This window comes from Roseibium aggregatum (genome assembly GCF_017309185.1).
Lineage (GTDB): Bacteria > Pseudomonadota > Alphaproteobacteria > Rhizobiales > Stappiaceae > Roseibium > Roseibium aggregatum_B.
Window position 1 is genome coordinate 653482 of the sequence record NZ_JAEKJZ010000001.1, and the last position, 13937, is coordinate 667418.

Annotated in this window: 12 protein-coding genes; 11 read left to right on the forward strand and 1 reads right to left on the reverse strand. The window is 60.7% G+C overall.

The features are described 5' to 3' along the window. Positions 1-79: 79 nt before the first annotated feature. The 8 genes from JF539_RS02960 to phoB all read left to right on the forward strand — a co-directional run bounded on the left by JF539_RS02960 (position 80) and on the right by phoB (position 9320). A complete protein-coding gene (locus tag JF539_RS02960; RefSeq protein WP_207138858.1) occupies positions 80-1444 on the forward strand; it encodes an ATP-binding protein in 1365 nt (454 codons plus the stop codon). Positions 1445-1603: 159 nt separating this feature from the next. Beyond that, complete coding sequence (locus JF539_RS02965) at positions 1604-2572, forward strand: substrate-binding domain-containing protein (protein WP_207140817.1); 969 nt, start codon at positions 1604-1606, stop codon at positions 2570-2572. Positions 2573-3076: 504 nt separating this feature from the next. After that, complete coding sequence (locus JF539_RS02970; protein ID WP_207138859.1) at positions 3077-4117, forward strand: substrate-binding domain-containing protein; 1041 nt, start codon at positions 3077-3079, stop codon at positions 4115-4117. A gap of 66 nt (positions 4118-4183) precedes the next feature. Next, complete coding sequence (gene pstC / locus JF539_RS02975) at positions 4184-5653, forward strand: phosphate ABC transporter permease subunit PstC (RefSeq protein ID WP_207138860.1); 1470 nt, start codon at positions 4184-4186, stop codon at positions 5651-5653. After that, a complete protein-coding gene (gene pstA / locus JF539_RS02980; RefSeq protein ID WP_207138861.1) occupies positions 5653-7005 on the forward strand; it encodes a phosphate ABC transporter permease PstA in 1353 nt (450 codons plus the stop codon). Before pstC ends, pstA begins: the two co-directional genes overlap by 1 nt. A 47-nt stretch (positions 7006-7052) precedes the next feature. Next, the gene (gene pstB, locus JF539_RS02985) at positions 7053-7814 is read left to right on the forward strand and encodes a phosphate ABC transporter ATP-binding protein PstB (RefSeq protein WP_419247658.1); all 762 of its coding nucleotides are present in this window, start codon (positions 7053-7055) and stop codon (positions 7812-7814) included. A gap of 33 nt (positions 7815-7847) precedes the next feature. Next, on the forward strand, positions 7848-8546 hold the full coding sequence (gene phoU / locus JF539_RS02990) for a phosphate signaling complex protein PhoU (protein WP_207138863.1): 699 nt from the start codon (positions 7848-7850) through the stop codon (positions 8544-8546). A 75-nt stretch (positions 8547-8621) separates the two neighbouring features. Further along, positions 8622-9320 (forward strand): phosphate regulon transcriptional regulator PhoB, encoded by a 699-nt coding sequence (phoB, locus tag JF539_RS02995; protein ID WP_207138864.1) that lies wholly within the window; start codon positions 8622-8624, stop codon positions 9318-9320. A gap of 192 nt (positions 9321-9512) precedes the next feature. Here the strand turns inward: phoB and JF539_RS03000 are convergent, their stop codons facing one another. Beyond that, complete coding sequence (locus tag JF539_RS03000; RefSeq protein WP_207138865.1) at positions 9513-10046, reverse strand: GcrA family cell cycle regulator; 534 nt, start codon at positions 10044-10046, stop codon at positions 9513-9515. A gap of 556 nt (positions 10047-10602) precedes the next feature. On the opposite strand from JF539_RS03000, the gene JF539_RS03005 reads away from it, so the two are divergent. From JF539_RS03005 to JF539_RS03015, 3 genes are all read left to right on the forward strand, one after another. Next, positions 10603-11802, forward strand: a complete 1200-nt coding sequence (locus JF539_RS03005) for an aspartate aminotransferase family protein (RefSeq protein WP_207138866.1) — start codon at positions 10603-10605, stop codon at positions 11800-11802. Then, entirely contained in the window at positions 11799-12728 is a 930-nt protein-coding gene (gene argF, locus JF539_RS03010; RefSeq protein ID WP_207138867.1) for an ornithine carbamoyltransferase, read from the forward strand. Before JF539_RS03005 ends, argF begins: the two co-directional genes overlap by 4 nt. A 116-nt stretch (positions 12729-12844) precedes the next feature. Then, positions 12845-13819: an Hsp33 family molecular chaperone gene (locus tag JF539_RS03015; RefSeq protein ID WP_207138868.1), complete on the forward strand. Its 975-nt coding sequence runs from the start codon at positions 12845-12847 to the stop codon at positions 13817-13819. Positions 13820-13937 lie beyond the last annotated feature (118 nt).

Sequence of the window (13937 nt, forward strand, 5' to 3'; positions counted from 1 at the left end):
GCATGTAATTGTTAAGGTGGCTAAATTATCTTCAGGCTTCCTGGCGCAACATACAGGCTTTTGATCGCACGGCGAATCCATGACCGACTCCCCATTGCCCGATGAGGCAGCCACCGACTCCGAGGTGGCTGCGTCGCCTCTCACTCGACTGAACGAAGCACGGTGGATTCTCATCACCGCTTTGTGCGCGGCGACCTTGGGCGTTCTGTTTCACAACGTTCCGCTGTGGGCGATGGCGGCGGCTTTGGCCGCGCTGGTTCTTGTCACCGCGTTCGTGCCGCGGAAGTCGGTCGGACGCCGCGTACAGTTGAAAGCGCAACGGGAAAGGCGGCGGATGTGGCCGGGGACAGGCATGAAGGTAACGGTCGATGCCCTGCCGACCCCGTGTTTCGTGGCGGATGGACGGGGTATTACCCGCTACGTGAACACCCGGGCGCTTGCGCTCTACGAAGGTGTGAAGCCGGGCGATCCGTTGTCGTTTTCCCTGCGGGCCCCATCCTTGCTTGAAGCGTTCGACAGGGTGTGCGCCACCGGTGGGGAGGAACGGATCAGCTGGATCGAAAAGGTTCCGACCGAGACCTGGTACGAAGCTCACATTGCGCCGATCTACATGCCGGGGGCGCAGGGCAAGGAGATCGAGGAGCGCAAGACGCATCTTCCCGATTTCATTCTCGTCGTTATCCAGGACCTGACCGAAAACCGCCGGCTGGAACGCATGCGGACGGACTTTGTTGCGAATGCGAGTCATGAGTTGCGCACACCGCTGGCCTCCCTGACCGGATTCATCGAAACGCTTCAGGGACCGGCCAAAAACGATCCGGAAGCGCAGGACCGGTTCTTGACGATCATGCTGGATCAGGCAGGCCGCATGCGCCGCCTGATCGACGACATCCTGTCCTTGTCGCGGATCGAACTGAAGGCGCATGTCCGGCCGGCGAGTGTGGTCGATATGGCCGAAATCGTCCGCCACACCGCGGACGCCCTGTCGCCGGTGGCGAAGGAGATGGACGCCAGGATCCGTGTGCAGGTCCCTGAGGTTCCCGTGAAGGTGAGGGGAGATCGCGACGAGCTCATCCAGGTGACTGAAAACCTGATGGAAAATGCGCTGAAATACGGAAGCGGCGGCAAGTTCGTCGATGTAACCCTGGAATGGCAGGAGGGTGCGCAGGACGGGCCCGGCTGCCTGATGTCGGTGCGCGACTACGGCGATGGCATTCCGCCTGAGCATTTGCCGCGGCTGACCGAGCGGTTTTACCGTGTCGATGTCGAGTCCAGCCGGGCGATGAAGGGGACCGGGCTGGGTCTGGCGATCGTGAAACACATTCTTACCCGGCACCGCGGCCGGATGGAAATCGAAAGCGAGCCGGGCAAGGGAGCGACGTTCAAGGTCAAGCTTCCCACCATCGAGGCTTCCGAGGGCATGCAGGAAAAAGCGACCGCCTGAAGATTTTTTCCCGCCAGTGTCGTCGTACTGAAATTTGACGATGTTACCCAGGATCAACTGGAGGTGGTCCCGCCGGTTGATTCCGAGAGCATGAATTGAAGACGATACGGGAGTTTGCAGGTGGCGAAACATTTCACGGCCCGCGCTTTATCGAGTTGCATGCTTTGCCTGAGCCTCTTTATCCCGATGTCCGCCGCGGCAAGGGACCGCCTGTTGATCGTGGGATCGTCGACCGTATTTCCGTTCGCGACAGCGGTCGCCGAAGAAGTCGGCAAGACCGGACTCAAATACCCGATTGTCGAATCGACCGGTTCCGGCGCGGGCTTTGCCCTGTTCTGCAAGGGGGCCGGGGAAAACACTCCGGATATAACCAACGCCTCGCGGCGGATGAAGCCGTCGGAACTGGAAACCTGCATGGCCAACGGCGTGACGCCGGTCGAGATCAAGATCGGCTATGACGGCATCGTTCTGGCGAATTCCGTCAAGGGGCCGAAATTCTCACTGACGGTGGAGCAGATCTTTCAAGCCTTGGCGGGCAAGCTGCCCTCAGGCAACGGGGTCCGGGACAATCCCAACGTCTCGTGGTCCGACATCGCAGCCGGGCTGCCGGCCGAAAAGATCGAGGTGCTCGGTCCACCGCCAACATCCGGTACGCGGGACGCCTTCGAGGAACTTGTGATGGAGGTGGGTTGCGAAGCGGTCGGAGGCCTGGAAGAGGACCATTGCACCCTTATCCGCCGCGACGGCGCCTTTGTCGAAGCCGGAGAGAACGACGATCTGATTGTCGGCGCGCTGGAAGAAAACCCGGTGACTGTCGGGATGTTCGGTTATTCGTTCCTGGTGAAGAACACGGGACGCATTCAAAGCGTCGGTGTGAATGGCGTCGAGCCGACGCTCGATAATATTGCCTCCGGTAAATATCCGGTCTCGAGGCCGCTTTATTTCTATATCAAGAAAGAACATGTCGGAGAGATCCCCGGGCTTGAGGATTATGTCGCGGAATTCACCGGTGAAGCGGCGTGGGGAGACGAAGGCTATCTGGCGGCAAAGGGCCTCATTCCGCTTGCCCCCGACGACCGGCAAGCAGAGGCGGACAAAAGCCGCCACCTGAACGCCTTGCGATTTTAACCCAACCCGCAACCAACAGGCCCCGTCTGATGGCTCCCTCCGGTTTGCGGGCAAGGCGCGTTGCGCAGGGTGGCCTGATTGGGCATTCAAGCGCCGCAACGCTGTCCGGGGGGGGGGGCGGAACGGGTCGCCAGATGCCGCGTCTGAATCCCGTTTTTGCGGCGTTGTGCGTCTCGGCCGGGATCCGGCATCGATGCCCCCGCGTCGCACGGATCGGGGCGGCCGTACATTCCTTTGGGGAAACCCTCTATAGCCTCTTCGCGGGAGACTGCGCTGCGTGCTCAGTCGCGTGCCTTTTGCGATGGGTATGTCTGACACAAAACATTTAAGAAACGAAAAAATGTCATATGTAGCAATGACTTAAATTGTCACAAAACTGAAAATAAACTGTCATAGAACTCTCACTCACGGAGCCTACGGTCCCGTCATCGCTCATGCACCGCGATGATTGTTGCAGTGCATGGTGATCATCTAGAAACCTTGACATTCAAAGGGAGTGGTCAAGTGAAATTTACGACCCTCGTTAGTGCAACTGCTCTGGCCGTTGCTTCCACCGCATTCGTTGGTGCTGCTCAGGCTCGCGACCAGGTTCAGATCGCTGGTTCCTCCACCGTTCTGCCTTACGCTTCCATCGTCGCTGAAGCTTTCGGTGAAAACACCGACTTCCCGACCCCGGTTGTTGAATCCGGCGGTTCTTCCGCTGGTCTGAAGAAGTTCTGCACCGGCGTTGGCGAAAACACCATCGACGTGGCGAACGCTTCCCGCAAGATCCGCGAGAAGGAAATCAAGGCGTGTGCGGAAGCCGGTGTCAAAGACATCATCGAAGTACGCATCGGTTATGACGGCATCGTTTTCGCTTCCCAGAAAACCGGTCCGGACTTCACCGCCTTCACGCAGGCTCAGTGGTTCAACGCCCTGTCCCCGAAGGTCCTGAAAGACGGTGAAATCGTCGACAACCCCTACACCAGGTGGTCCGAAGTCGACGCAGCCCTGCCGGACGTCGAAATCGCTGCTTACATCCCGGGCACCAAGCACGGCACCCGCGAAGTCTTCGAAGAGAAGGTTCTGGCGGTTGGTTGTGAAGAAACCGGCGCTCTGAAGGCCATGATCGACGGCGGTATGTCCGAAGACGACGCTGAAGACGCTTGCATCGCGGTCCGCACCGACGGCAAGTCTGTCGACATCGACGGCGACTACACCGAAACCCTGGCGCGCATCGACTCCAACCCGAACGGCGTTGGCGTTTTCGGCCTGGCTTTCTACGAAAACAACACCGACAAGCTGAAAGTCGGAACCATGGCCGGTATTGCTCCGTCCACCGAGACCATCGCTTCCGGTGAGTATCCGGTTTCCCGTCCGCTGTTCTTCTACATCAAGAAGGCGCACATCGGCGTGATCCCGGGCCTGAAGGAATACGCTCAGTTCTTCGTCTCCGACGAGATTGCCGGTCCGGACGGCCCGCTGGCTCAGTACGGCCTGGTCTCCGATCCGGAGCTGGCCGCTACCCAGGCTTCCATCGAAGCTGAAGAAACGATGGGCCAGTAAGCACATCCTTTCCGGAAGGGCGGCCCAGGCCGCCCTTCTTCGTCTTCCTGCCGGTTGGGTCGCCCTATGTCACTTCCATATATTCTTCTCGCGCTGTTGATCCTGGCTGTTGCCGGGTTTTTCGTTGGCCGCGGAAAAGCTTTAAGTTCAGCTAATGGGGATCCCCGGATCCTGCATTCTCTGCCAGGTTATTATGGCTGGAACGTCGTTGTTTTGACGCTGGTGCCTTCGCTCCTCGTTCTGATCGTCTGGCTGATCGTGCAGCCGGCCGTCATCAACAACCATGTTTCCTCGATGATTTCGGAAGAAACGGCCGCGGCAAGCTCGCTGGATCTTGTCATGAGCGATGTCGCCCGCGTGGCCGACGGCCTCGATCTGGCAGTGTCTCAAGGTGCGATGGACGCCGAAATGGCCAACTCCATCCGGACGGAACTGACGGATGTCCGTGGCCGTCTGGGGCAGGTCGGTGTCGCCCTCGGATCCAATGTCACCGCCGAGACGCTACGCGCCGCCCAGTCCTATCGGGGCTGGAACGCCACCGGCCTGCTGTTCCGTACGATTGGCGTGCTCGCCGTCGCTGTGCTTGGCTTTGTCCTGGGCGTGATACGCACCAATCCGGACTTCAGGGCACGCAACAGTGTCGAGACGGTTGTCCGTTACATTCTCATTGCGGCTGCCTCGATCGCGATCTTGACCACGGTCGGCATCGTGCTTTCGCTGATTTTCAACACGGTCGAATTTTTCCGCCTGTATCCGGCGACGGACTTCTTCTTCGGCCTGACCTGGTCGCCGAGCTTTGGCGGCGGTTCCGAACTTGGCATCGTGCCGCTGATCTGGGCGACAATGTATATCTCGCTCATCGCGTTGGCGGTGGCCGTGCCGATCGGTTTGTTCGCCGCGGTCTATCTTTCGGAATATGCGACGCCGCATGTCCGGGCGATCGCCAAACCGCTTCTGGAGATCCTCGCCGGCATTCCGACCATCGTTTACGGCCTTTTCGCCCTGTTGACCGTCGGTCCGCTCCTGATGAACGTCTTCGGCGGCGGCGGTGTTCTGGGTGTCGGCTGGATGCAGGGCGCCTCCTCGGTATTCACCGCGGGCGTTGTCATGGGCATCATGCTGATCCCGTTCGTGAGCTCGCTGTCCGACGACATCATCAACGCCGTGCCGCAGGCCATGCGCGACGGGTCCCTGGGACTGGGCGCGACCCACTCGGAAACCGTGAAGCAGGTCATCCTGCCAGCGGCTCTGCCGGGCATCGTCGGCGCTATCCTGCTGGCGGCCTCGCGCGCCATCGGTGAAACGATGATCGTCGTGCTCGGTGCCGGTGCCGCGGCGCGCCTGAGCGTGAATCCGCTGGAGGCCATGACCACGGTGACGGCGAAAATTGTCAGTCAGCTCACCGGCGACGCCGACTTTGCCTCGCCCGAGGCGCTGGTCGCCTTCGCGCTCGGCATGACGCTCTTCGTCGTGACGCTGATGCTCAACATCGTTGCACTCTACATCGTGCGCAAGTACCGGGAGCAGTACGACTAATGACCGACACGACCCTTACCCCTCCGTCGGACACCTCCAATGCTCCGACGCCGCACAAGATCAAGTCGATCCTTGAGCCCGACGCCCTGACCCGCAAGCGCAACGCCGCCGAGGCGCGCTTCAAGATCTACGGCATCGTCGCCATCGCAATCGGTCTCTTCTTCCTGGTTGCGCTGCTCTGGGCCATCCTGGCGAACGGACTTGGCGCCTTCCAGCAGACGTTTCTGAAAGTGGATATTCCGCTCAATCAGGAACAGATCGAGGCTGCCGAAAAGTCCGTGGTGAAGACCTCGAAGTACCGTGCGATCATTGACGGTGCCTTCGCCAAGGAACTGACGGACGCGAACATCACCACCGACATGTCGGCGCGTGACCTGCAGAAGCTGTTCTCCTCGGGGGCCGCCGCAACGGTTCGCGAGTATGCGCTGGCCAACCCGGACAGGATCGGGTCCACCGTAACCTTCGAACTCGTCGCATCCTCGCGCGTCGATGGCTATCTCAAGGGCCGTGTGAAACGCGAAGATCTGGTTGAGGACAAGAACCTGGACGCCGCTCACCTGGATCTGAGCGATCAGCTCGAAGACGCGGGCATTCTGGAAAAGCGGTTCAACTGGGCGTTCATAACCGGAACCGACGCCTCCGACTCCCGTCCCGAACAGGCCGGTATCGGCGCTTCGATGATCGGCTCCTTCTTCATGATGCTGGTCGTGCTCTTCCTGTCGCTGCCGATCGGTGTCGCCGCCTCGATCTACCTTGAGGAATTCGCGCCTCAGAACAGGGTCACCGACCTGATCGAGGTGAACATCTCCAACCTGGCCGCCGTTCCGTCCATAGTGTTCGGTATTCTGGGTCTGGCGGTGTTCATCCAGTTCATGCATCTGCCGCAATCCGCGCCTCTGGTCGGCGGTCTGGTGCTGACGCTGATGACCCTGCCGACGATCATCATCTCGACGCGCGCGTCGCTCAAGGCGGTTCCGCCGAGCATCCGTGACGCGGCCCTCGGGATCGGTGCGTCGAAAATGCAGTCGATCTTCCACCACGTTCTGCCGCTGGCGATGCCGGGCATCCTGACCGGAACCATCATCGGTCTGGCGCAGGCGCTTGGAGAAACGGCTCCGCTGCTTCTGATCGGCATGGTCGGCTTCATCGCCTCCAACTATCCGGACGGGGTGGCTGCCGGCTTCTTCTCGCCGAACTCCGCGATGCCGGCCCAGATCTATGAATGGGCGAAGCGTGCCGACCCGGCCTTCTACGAGCGCGCCTGGGGCGGCATCATCGTCCTGCTGATTTTCCTCATGACCATGAACATTATCGCGATCATCCTGCGCCGCAGGTTTGAGCGCCGCTGGTAAGGATGGATCCGATGAACGAAATGCCGAACATTGAACAGGCGAACGAAATGACTGCTAGCAAGATTTCCGCAGACAAGGTGCAGGTCTATTACGGCGACACGCACGCCATCAAGGACGTTGACATCGAAATTGAGCCGCGGACCGTCACCGCCTTCATCGGTCCGTCCGGCTGCGGCAAGTCCACGTTCCTCCGGACCTTGAACCGCATGAACGATACGATCGACATCTGCCGGGTCGAAGGCAGCATCAAGATCGACGGGGAAGACATCTACGACCCCAAGGTCGATCCGGTGCAGTTGCGCGCGAAGGTCGGCATGGTGTTCCAGAAGCCGAACCCGTTCCCGAAGTCGATCTATGACAACATCGCCTACGGCCCGCGCATTCACGGTCTGGCCAGAAACAAGAGCGAACTGGATGACATCGTCTCCTCCAGCCTGCAAAAGGCCGGGCTTTGGGAAGAGGTTAAAAACCGTCTGGACGAGCCTGGAACCGGCATGTCGGGCGGTCAGCAGCAGCGCCTGTGCATCGCCCGCGCCATTGCGGTCAGCCCGGAAGTGATCCTGATGGATGAACCCTGCTCGGCCCTCGATCCGATCGCGACCGCCAAGGTCGAAGAACTGATCGACGAACTGCGCGAGAATTTCACGATCGTGATCGTGACGCACTCCATGCAGCAGGCGGCGCGCGTCTCTCAGCGCACGGCGTTCTTCCACCTGGGTGTTCTGGTTGAGGAAGGTCCGACGCAGGAGATCTTTACCAATCCGAAAGACAAGCGTACGCAGGACTATATCACTGGCCGCTTCGGCTAAGCGCGTATATCCGATTTCTTAAGGGGACACAGGATGTCTGAACATACAGTCAGGGCTTTCGACGAGGATCTGACGGCCGTTGCCGGCAAGGTTGCCGAAATGGGCGGCCTGGCGGAAAAGGCCTTCGCGGACGCGGTATCGGCTTTGGTGACAGGGGATACGGATCTCGCCCGGGCCACGGTCAAGGGGGACGAGCGTCTCGACACCCTTTACATGGAGGTTGAAGCCAGCGTCATCGAATTGATCGCGCGCCGTCAGCCCATGGGGCAGGACCTGCGCGAAGTCGCGGCCGCGACCCGCATCTCCAACGACCTGGAACGGGTTGGCGATCTGGCCAAGAACGTCGCCAAACGCGTTCTCGCCATCGACAGCGACCTGCAATCCAAGAAACTCGCCATTGGCGTTGAGCACATGACCGAGCTTGCCCTCAACCAGCTCAAGACCGTTCTGGACGCCTATACCCGCAAGGACGCCGAAGCCGCCCGCCGCGTGCAGGCCGCCGACGCCGAAGTCGACGCCATCTACACGTCGATCTTCCGTGAACTGTTGACCTACATGATGGAAGACCCGCGCGTCATCACACAATGCGTGCATCTTCTGTTCTGTGCCAAGAACATCGAGCGCATCGGCGACCACGCGACCAATATCGCGGAAAACGTCTACTTCATGGTCACCGGGGAACGTCTGCCGGAGGATCGGGAAAAGCTCGACGAAACCAGTGGAGCCGTCTAACCGCCGGGACAATCGGCGCGGAAAAGATCCGGCCGGCGCTTCGGTGCCGGCTGCTGCAATTTGGAGCGAGAATTCATGCCGAAGGTGCTCATCGTTGAAGACGAAGAACCGCTCAGCCTTCTGTTAAGATACAATCTGGAAGCCGAAGGATACTCGGTCGAGTCCTGTATACGGGGCGACGAAGCAGAGATCCGGCTGCGTGAAAGCCTTCCCGACCTTCTTCTGCTTGACTGGATGTTGCCGGGTCTCTCGGGCATCGAACTCTGCCGTCGCCTGCGCGCGCGCGAGGACACCGAACGCCTGCCCGTGATCATGCTCACCGCCCGCGGTGAGGAAGCCGAGCGCATTCGCGGTCTTTCGACGGGCGCCGACGATTATGTCGTCAAACCGTTTTCGGTTCCGGAACTGATGGCCCGTGTCAGGGCGATTTTGCGCAGAGCGAGCCCGGAGGTGGTGTCGACGATGCTGCGGTCCGGTGACATCGAACTCGACCGGGAAACCCATCGGGTCAGGCGCAACGCGAAAGAAATCCATCTGGGTCCGACGGAATTCCGCCTTCTGGAATTCCTGATGACGTCGCCCGGGCGCGTCTTTTCGCGCGAACAGCTTCTCGACGGGGTCTGGGGGCACGATGTCTATGTCGACGAGCGCACGGTCGACGTTCATGTCGGCCGTCTGCGAAAGGCCCTCAACAAGGGCAAGGCAAAAGACCCGATCCGCACAGTCAGGGGCGCTGGCTACGCGTTCAACGACCAGTTCTCGGCGGTAGGCTGATTTTTCGAAACGCCGGAAAAGGTGGATTCCGGGGCTATCGCCAGGGAACGCCACTCGCCTGCATCCGCGATGACGCATGACACGCAAATTTCGAAAAACAAAAGGCCGGAGCCTCTGAACAGGCCCCGGCCTTTCAACGAATAAGCCCGCCGAAACGGCGGGCTGGTTTTGCTGTCGGACGAACTTGTGAAGTCAGCCGGCCTTGGCGATCACCTTGCGGTCCCGGCGGCGGTCGGCAACCGGCTGATAGGCGATCTTGCAGTGATGCGTGCAATAGGGGGCGCCGGCCTCTGACTGGCGTCCGCAGAAGTAGAAGTCATCGGTCGCCGGATCGCCGATCGGCCATTTGCAGGTGCGCTCGGTCAGGGTCAGGATTGTCGCGCGCTGGGAAATCGGCACCAGATCGGCGATCGGTTCCACCGCGGGTTCGGGTTCGACTGCCGGCGCGGGAGCGATATCCGCTTTCAGCGCGGTCGCGCCGTGCGTCATCGGCTGCGGGGTCGGTTTTTTCGGCACCGGGTTTTGAGCAGGTGCGTTCGTGCGTGCCCGGCGGGGTTTGGAACTTGTCGAGGGGGATTTCGCACGGCCGGAAAGGCCGAGGCGATGGACCTTGCCGATAACCGCGTTCCGGGTCACACCACCCAGTTCGCCCGCGATCTGGCTTGCGCTAAGACCTTCGCCCCAGAGCTTTTTGAGGAGCTCTACCCGTTCGTTCGTCCAACTCATTGCCGCACCTTTTATTTGACCGTTTCACGGCCTTGCCCCGTGTCTGACGCGTTTTGTCATGCCGGGAAATGGCATATATTGTGTCTTTGGAGACAGGCGTCACGACATGTCGTGTCTGATGCTTCAAAGGTTACAATAACGTTAATTTGTCAGGCAACCATTCGCCCCAAACCAGTTGGGGATGAACCGACTTTTCCCCAATTATGGCGAGGTCCTTGAGAGTTTTGCGAAATCCCGTTTCGATGGCCGGGCTCGAGACCATTCCCGAGCGGACGGAGTTGCCTGCTGTCCGATCATGCGGGCCAATCGCAGGGGCCTATCAAGCGGACAAGGACGGCTTCGTGAGCATCTGTGTGAGATCGACCGGCTCTCCCTGAAGCGGCAAACGCTTCGCGCCATTGACAGACAATGGTAAAGGCAGTGTATAAGAGAGCAATAAACGTGCCGCCTCATCGGGCGGCACGTTGCGTTTTGGCCTCTCCAGCTCATGAACGAAGCGGTTCCGGGTTTTGCCGCCCGCGGGCAGGGCAGGGGCGTTATGGGAAAGAACGAGGTTATGTCCGCAACTGCGCTTTTCGCGAATTACGCAAGATCGACCCTGGCGTTCGATCATGGGGAAGGTGTCTGGCTGGTGACCGCGGATGGCCGACGATTTCTCGATTGCGGATCCGGGATCGCGGTGAATGCGCTCGGACACAGCCATCCGCATCTGGTCAAGGCGCTCCAGGATCAGGCGGCGAAGCTCTGGCACGTTTCCAACCTGCACCGGATGCCCGAAGGCGAGCGTCTGGCAGGACGCCTGTGCGACGTGACCTTCGCAGACAAGGTGCTGTTCGTGAATTCCGGCGCCGAGGCGATGGAAGCGGCAATCAAATGCGCCCGCCGGTATCACTACGACAAGGGCGAGCCGGACCGGTATCAGATCGTCACATTCGAAGGGGCCTTCCACGGCCGGACGATTGCGACGATCGCGGCCGGCGGTCAGGCGAAGTATCTGGAAGGCTTCGGCCCCAAGGCGCCGGGTTTCGATCAGGTGCCCGCCGGAGATCTTGACGCGCTCAAGGCAGTCACCGGCCCGCAGACGGCGGCGATCGTGATTGAACCTATCCAGGGAGAGGGCGGCATCCGCGAGATACCGGCCGATTTCCTGCGCGCCTTGCGCAAGCTGTGTGACGAGACCGGCATCCTGCTGATTTTCGACGAGATCCAGACCGGCGTCGGCCGGACGGGCAAGCTGTTCGCGCATCAGTGGAGCGGCGTGGCCCCGGATCTGATGGCGATCGCCAAGGGAATTGGCGGTGGTTTCCCGATGGGGGCCTGTCTTGCTACCCAGGAAGCTGCCGCAGCGTTGTCGCCGGGCACCCACGGCACCACCTTTGGCGGCAATCCGCTGGCCATGGCCGTCGGCAATGCCGTTCTGGATGTGATCCTGGAAGGCGATTTTCTGGAAGAGGTTCAAAAGAAAGGCCTGAGCTTCAAGCAGAAACTGGCCGGCCTGGTCGATGGCCATCCGAAAATCCTCGAAGACGTGCGCGGTAACGGGCTCATGCTCGGTTTGAAATGCGTCGTCCCCGTCGGCGATTATGTGAGCGCGGCGCGCGAGGCGGGCCTGCTTGCCGTTCCGGCCGGCGACAACGTGGTGCGCATCATGCCGCCGCTGACCATAAGCGAAGACGAAATCTCTATTGCCGTCGAGCGCCTGGACGAGGCCGCGCGCGCACTGGAGGCAAAACTGGCGGAAGGAGTGGCTGAATGACGGCCCAGACAGCCTACCGGAATTTTCTGGATCTGACTGAATTCGAGGGCGACGAACTGCGCGCCATTCTGGAGACCGGCAAGAAGATCAAGGCGGGCCGGAACGGCGTGCGCCGGGGCGAGGGACCGCTCGCCGGCAAGGTGCTGGCAATGATCTTCGAGCAACCCTCCACCCGCACGCGGATTTCCTTCGACGTGGGCATGCGCGAACTGGGCGGCGAGACCCTGATGCTGACCGGCGCGGAAATGCAGCTCGGCCGGGGGGAAACCATCGGCGATACGGCGCGTGTCCTGTCCCGTTTCGTCGACGCGATCATGATCCGGATCCTGGACCATGACGCTCTGCGGGAACTCGCGGAAAACGCGACCGTGCCGGTGATCAACGGTCTCACCAAGGTGTCCCATCCGTGTCAGATTATGGCCGACCTGATGACCTTCGAGGAGCATCGCGGGCAGGTCGCGGGCAAGAGCGTCGCCTGGACCGGCGACAGCAACAACGTTCTGGCGTCCTGGGTCCATGCCGCGCCCCGTTTCGATTTCGAACTGCGCATCGCCACCCCGAGTGAACTGGCGCCGCCGAAAGATCTGATCGAGGCGGCCCGTGCAAAGGGCGGGTCCATCGTCGTGACCACCGACCCTTATGAAGCGGTGAAAGGGACCGACTGCGTCATCACCGATTGCTGGGTCTCCATGGGCGACGACGACGAAGAGAGCCGTCACAACCTTCTCAGCGCCTATCAGGTCAACAAGCGCCTGATGGCCGAGGCCAAGCAGGACGCTCTGTTCATGCACTGCCTGCCCGCGCACCGCGGCGAGGAAGTCACGTCCGAGGTCATGGACGGTCCCAATTCCGTTGTGTTCGACGAAGCCGAGAACCGGCTGCATGCCCAAAAAGGCATCCTTGCCTGGTGTTTCGGCGCAGCCTAGAGCCTGCCTTTGCGTTCCGTTGAACGTGGAAAGAGGTTCTGTCATTAGAGAAACGATCGGTCTTGAACGTTCAATCGGCTTCGGTTGAACGCTCGGCCGTCTGGAGCGGATCTGAAGTGGCATTCAATCTTGAGGAACTGGGCATCGCCCCCGCGGGGCTGGATGCCGTGCGGCCCTTTGCCGTCGAAGAACTGGACGTGCGCGGCCGGGCGGTTTCGCTTGGTCCGGTGCTGGAAAAGATCCTGGATCGGCATGCCTATCCAGAGCCCGTTTCACGTCTCCTGGCCGAAGCGATTGTGCTGACGAGCCTGCTTGGCACCTCGCTGAAATTCGAAGGCCGCTTCACCCTGCAGACCCAGACCCAGGGGCCGGTCTCCATGCTGGTCGTGGATTTCGCCTCTCCGGACGCCATCCGTGCCTGCGCGAGTTTCGACAAGGACCGTGTCGAGGCGCTGATGGAGGCCGGCAAGGCGACGCCCGAGGCCCTGCTCGGAACCGGCCACCTCGCCATGACCATCGATCAGGGCGCGCACATGCAGCGCTACCAGGGACTTGTGGAACTGGACGGCATCACTTTGGAAGAAGTGGCGCGCCGCTACTTCGAACGCTCCGAACAGATCCCGACGGAAGTGCGCCTGGGCGTCGGCGAGCTTTACACCCGTCAGGAAGGTGAGCCGCCGGTCCGGACATGGACCGCTGGCGGCATTCTGGTCCAGTTTCTGCCTGAATCGCCTGAGCGCATGCGTCAGGCGGATATCGATCCCGGCGATGCCCCGGAAGGGGCCGTCTCTCACGAATTCGAGGAAGACGACGCCTGGGTGGAAGCCAAGGCGCTGGTCGACACGGTCAAGGATGTCGAACTGACCGACCCGGAGGTCAGCGTCGAAATGCTGCTCTTCCGCCTGTTCCACGAACGCGGCGTGCGCCTTTTCGAGCCTCAGCCGCTGGCGGACAAATGCCGCTGTTCCCGGGAAAAGATCGAAGGGGTTCTCGCCGGTTTCAGCGATGAGGACATCGAAGACATGACCGACGGCGGCAAGATCGCCGTGACCTGCGAGTTTTGCGGAACAAAATACCAGTTTGACCGCTGAAGACGTATCGGATGTTTCCCGATGCGTCCTCTGGACACATATCGATACATTTTTCCGCGTGTCAGGGTTTACCCTGAACGGTAAGCGGCCTTGAATTTTCCCCGCTAAAGCTGATCTT

What these genes read in the sequence shown, in the direction of transcription:
- JF539_RS02960 (WP_207138858.1), top strand. Translation starts at nt 80, where the DNA reads ATGACCGACTCCCCATTGCCCGATGAGGCAGCCACCGACTCCGAGGTG.
- JF539_RS02965 (WP_207140817.1), top strand. Translation starts at nt 1,604, where the DNA reads ATGCTTTGCCTGAGCCTCTTTATCCCGATGTCCGCCGCGGCAAGGGAC.
- pstC (WP_207138860.1), top strand. Translation starts at nt 4,184, where the DNA reads ATGTCACTTCCATATATTCTTCTCGCGCTGTTGATCCTGGCTGTTGCC.
- pstA (WP_207138861.1), top strand. Translation starts at nt 5,653, where the DNA reads ATGACCGACACGACCCTTACCCCTCCGTCGGACACCTCCAATGCTCCG.
- pstB (WP_419247658.1), top strand. Translation starts at nt 7,053, where the DNA reads ATGACTGCTAGCAAGATTTCCGCAGACAAGGTGCAGGTCTATTACGGC.
- phoU (WP_207138863.1), top strand. Translation starts at nt 7,848, where the DNA reads ATGTCTGAACATACAGTCAGGGCTTTCGACGAGGATCTGACGGCCGTT.
- phoB (WP_207138864.1), top strand. Translation starts at nt 8,622, where the DNA reads ATGCCGAAGGTGCTCATCGTTGAAGACGAAGAACCGCTCAGCCTTCTG.
- JF539_RS03000 (WP_207138865.1), bottom strand. Translation starts at nt 10,046, where the DNA reads ATGAGTTGGACGAACGAACGGGTAGAGCTCCTCAAAAAGCTCTGGGGC.
- JF539_RS03005 (WP_207138866.1), top strand. Translation starts at nt 10,603, where the DNA reads ATGTCCGCAACTGCGCTTTTCGCGAATTACGCAAGATCGACCCTGGCG.
- argF (WP_207138867.1), top strand. Translation starts at nt 11,799, where the DNA reads ATGACGGCCCAGACAGCCTACCGGAATTTTCTGGATCTGACTGAATTC.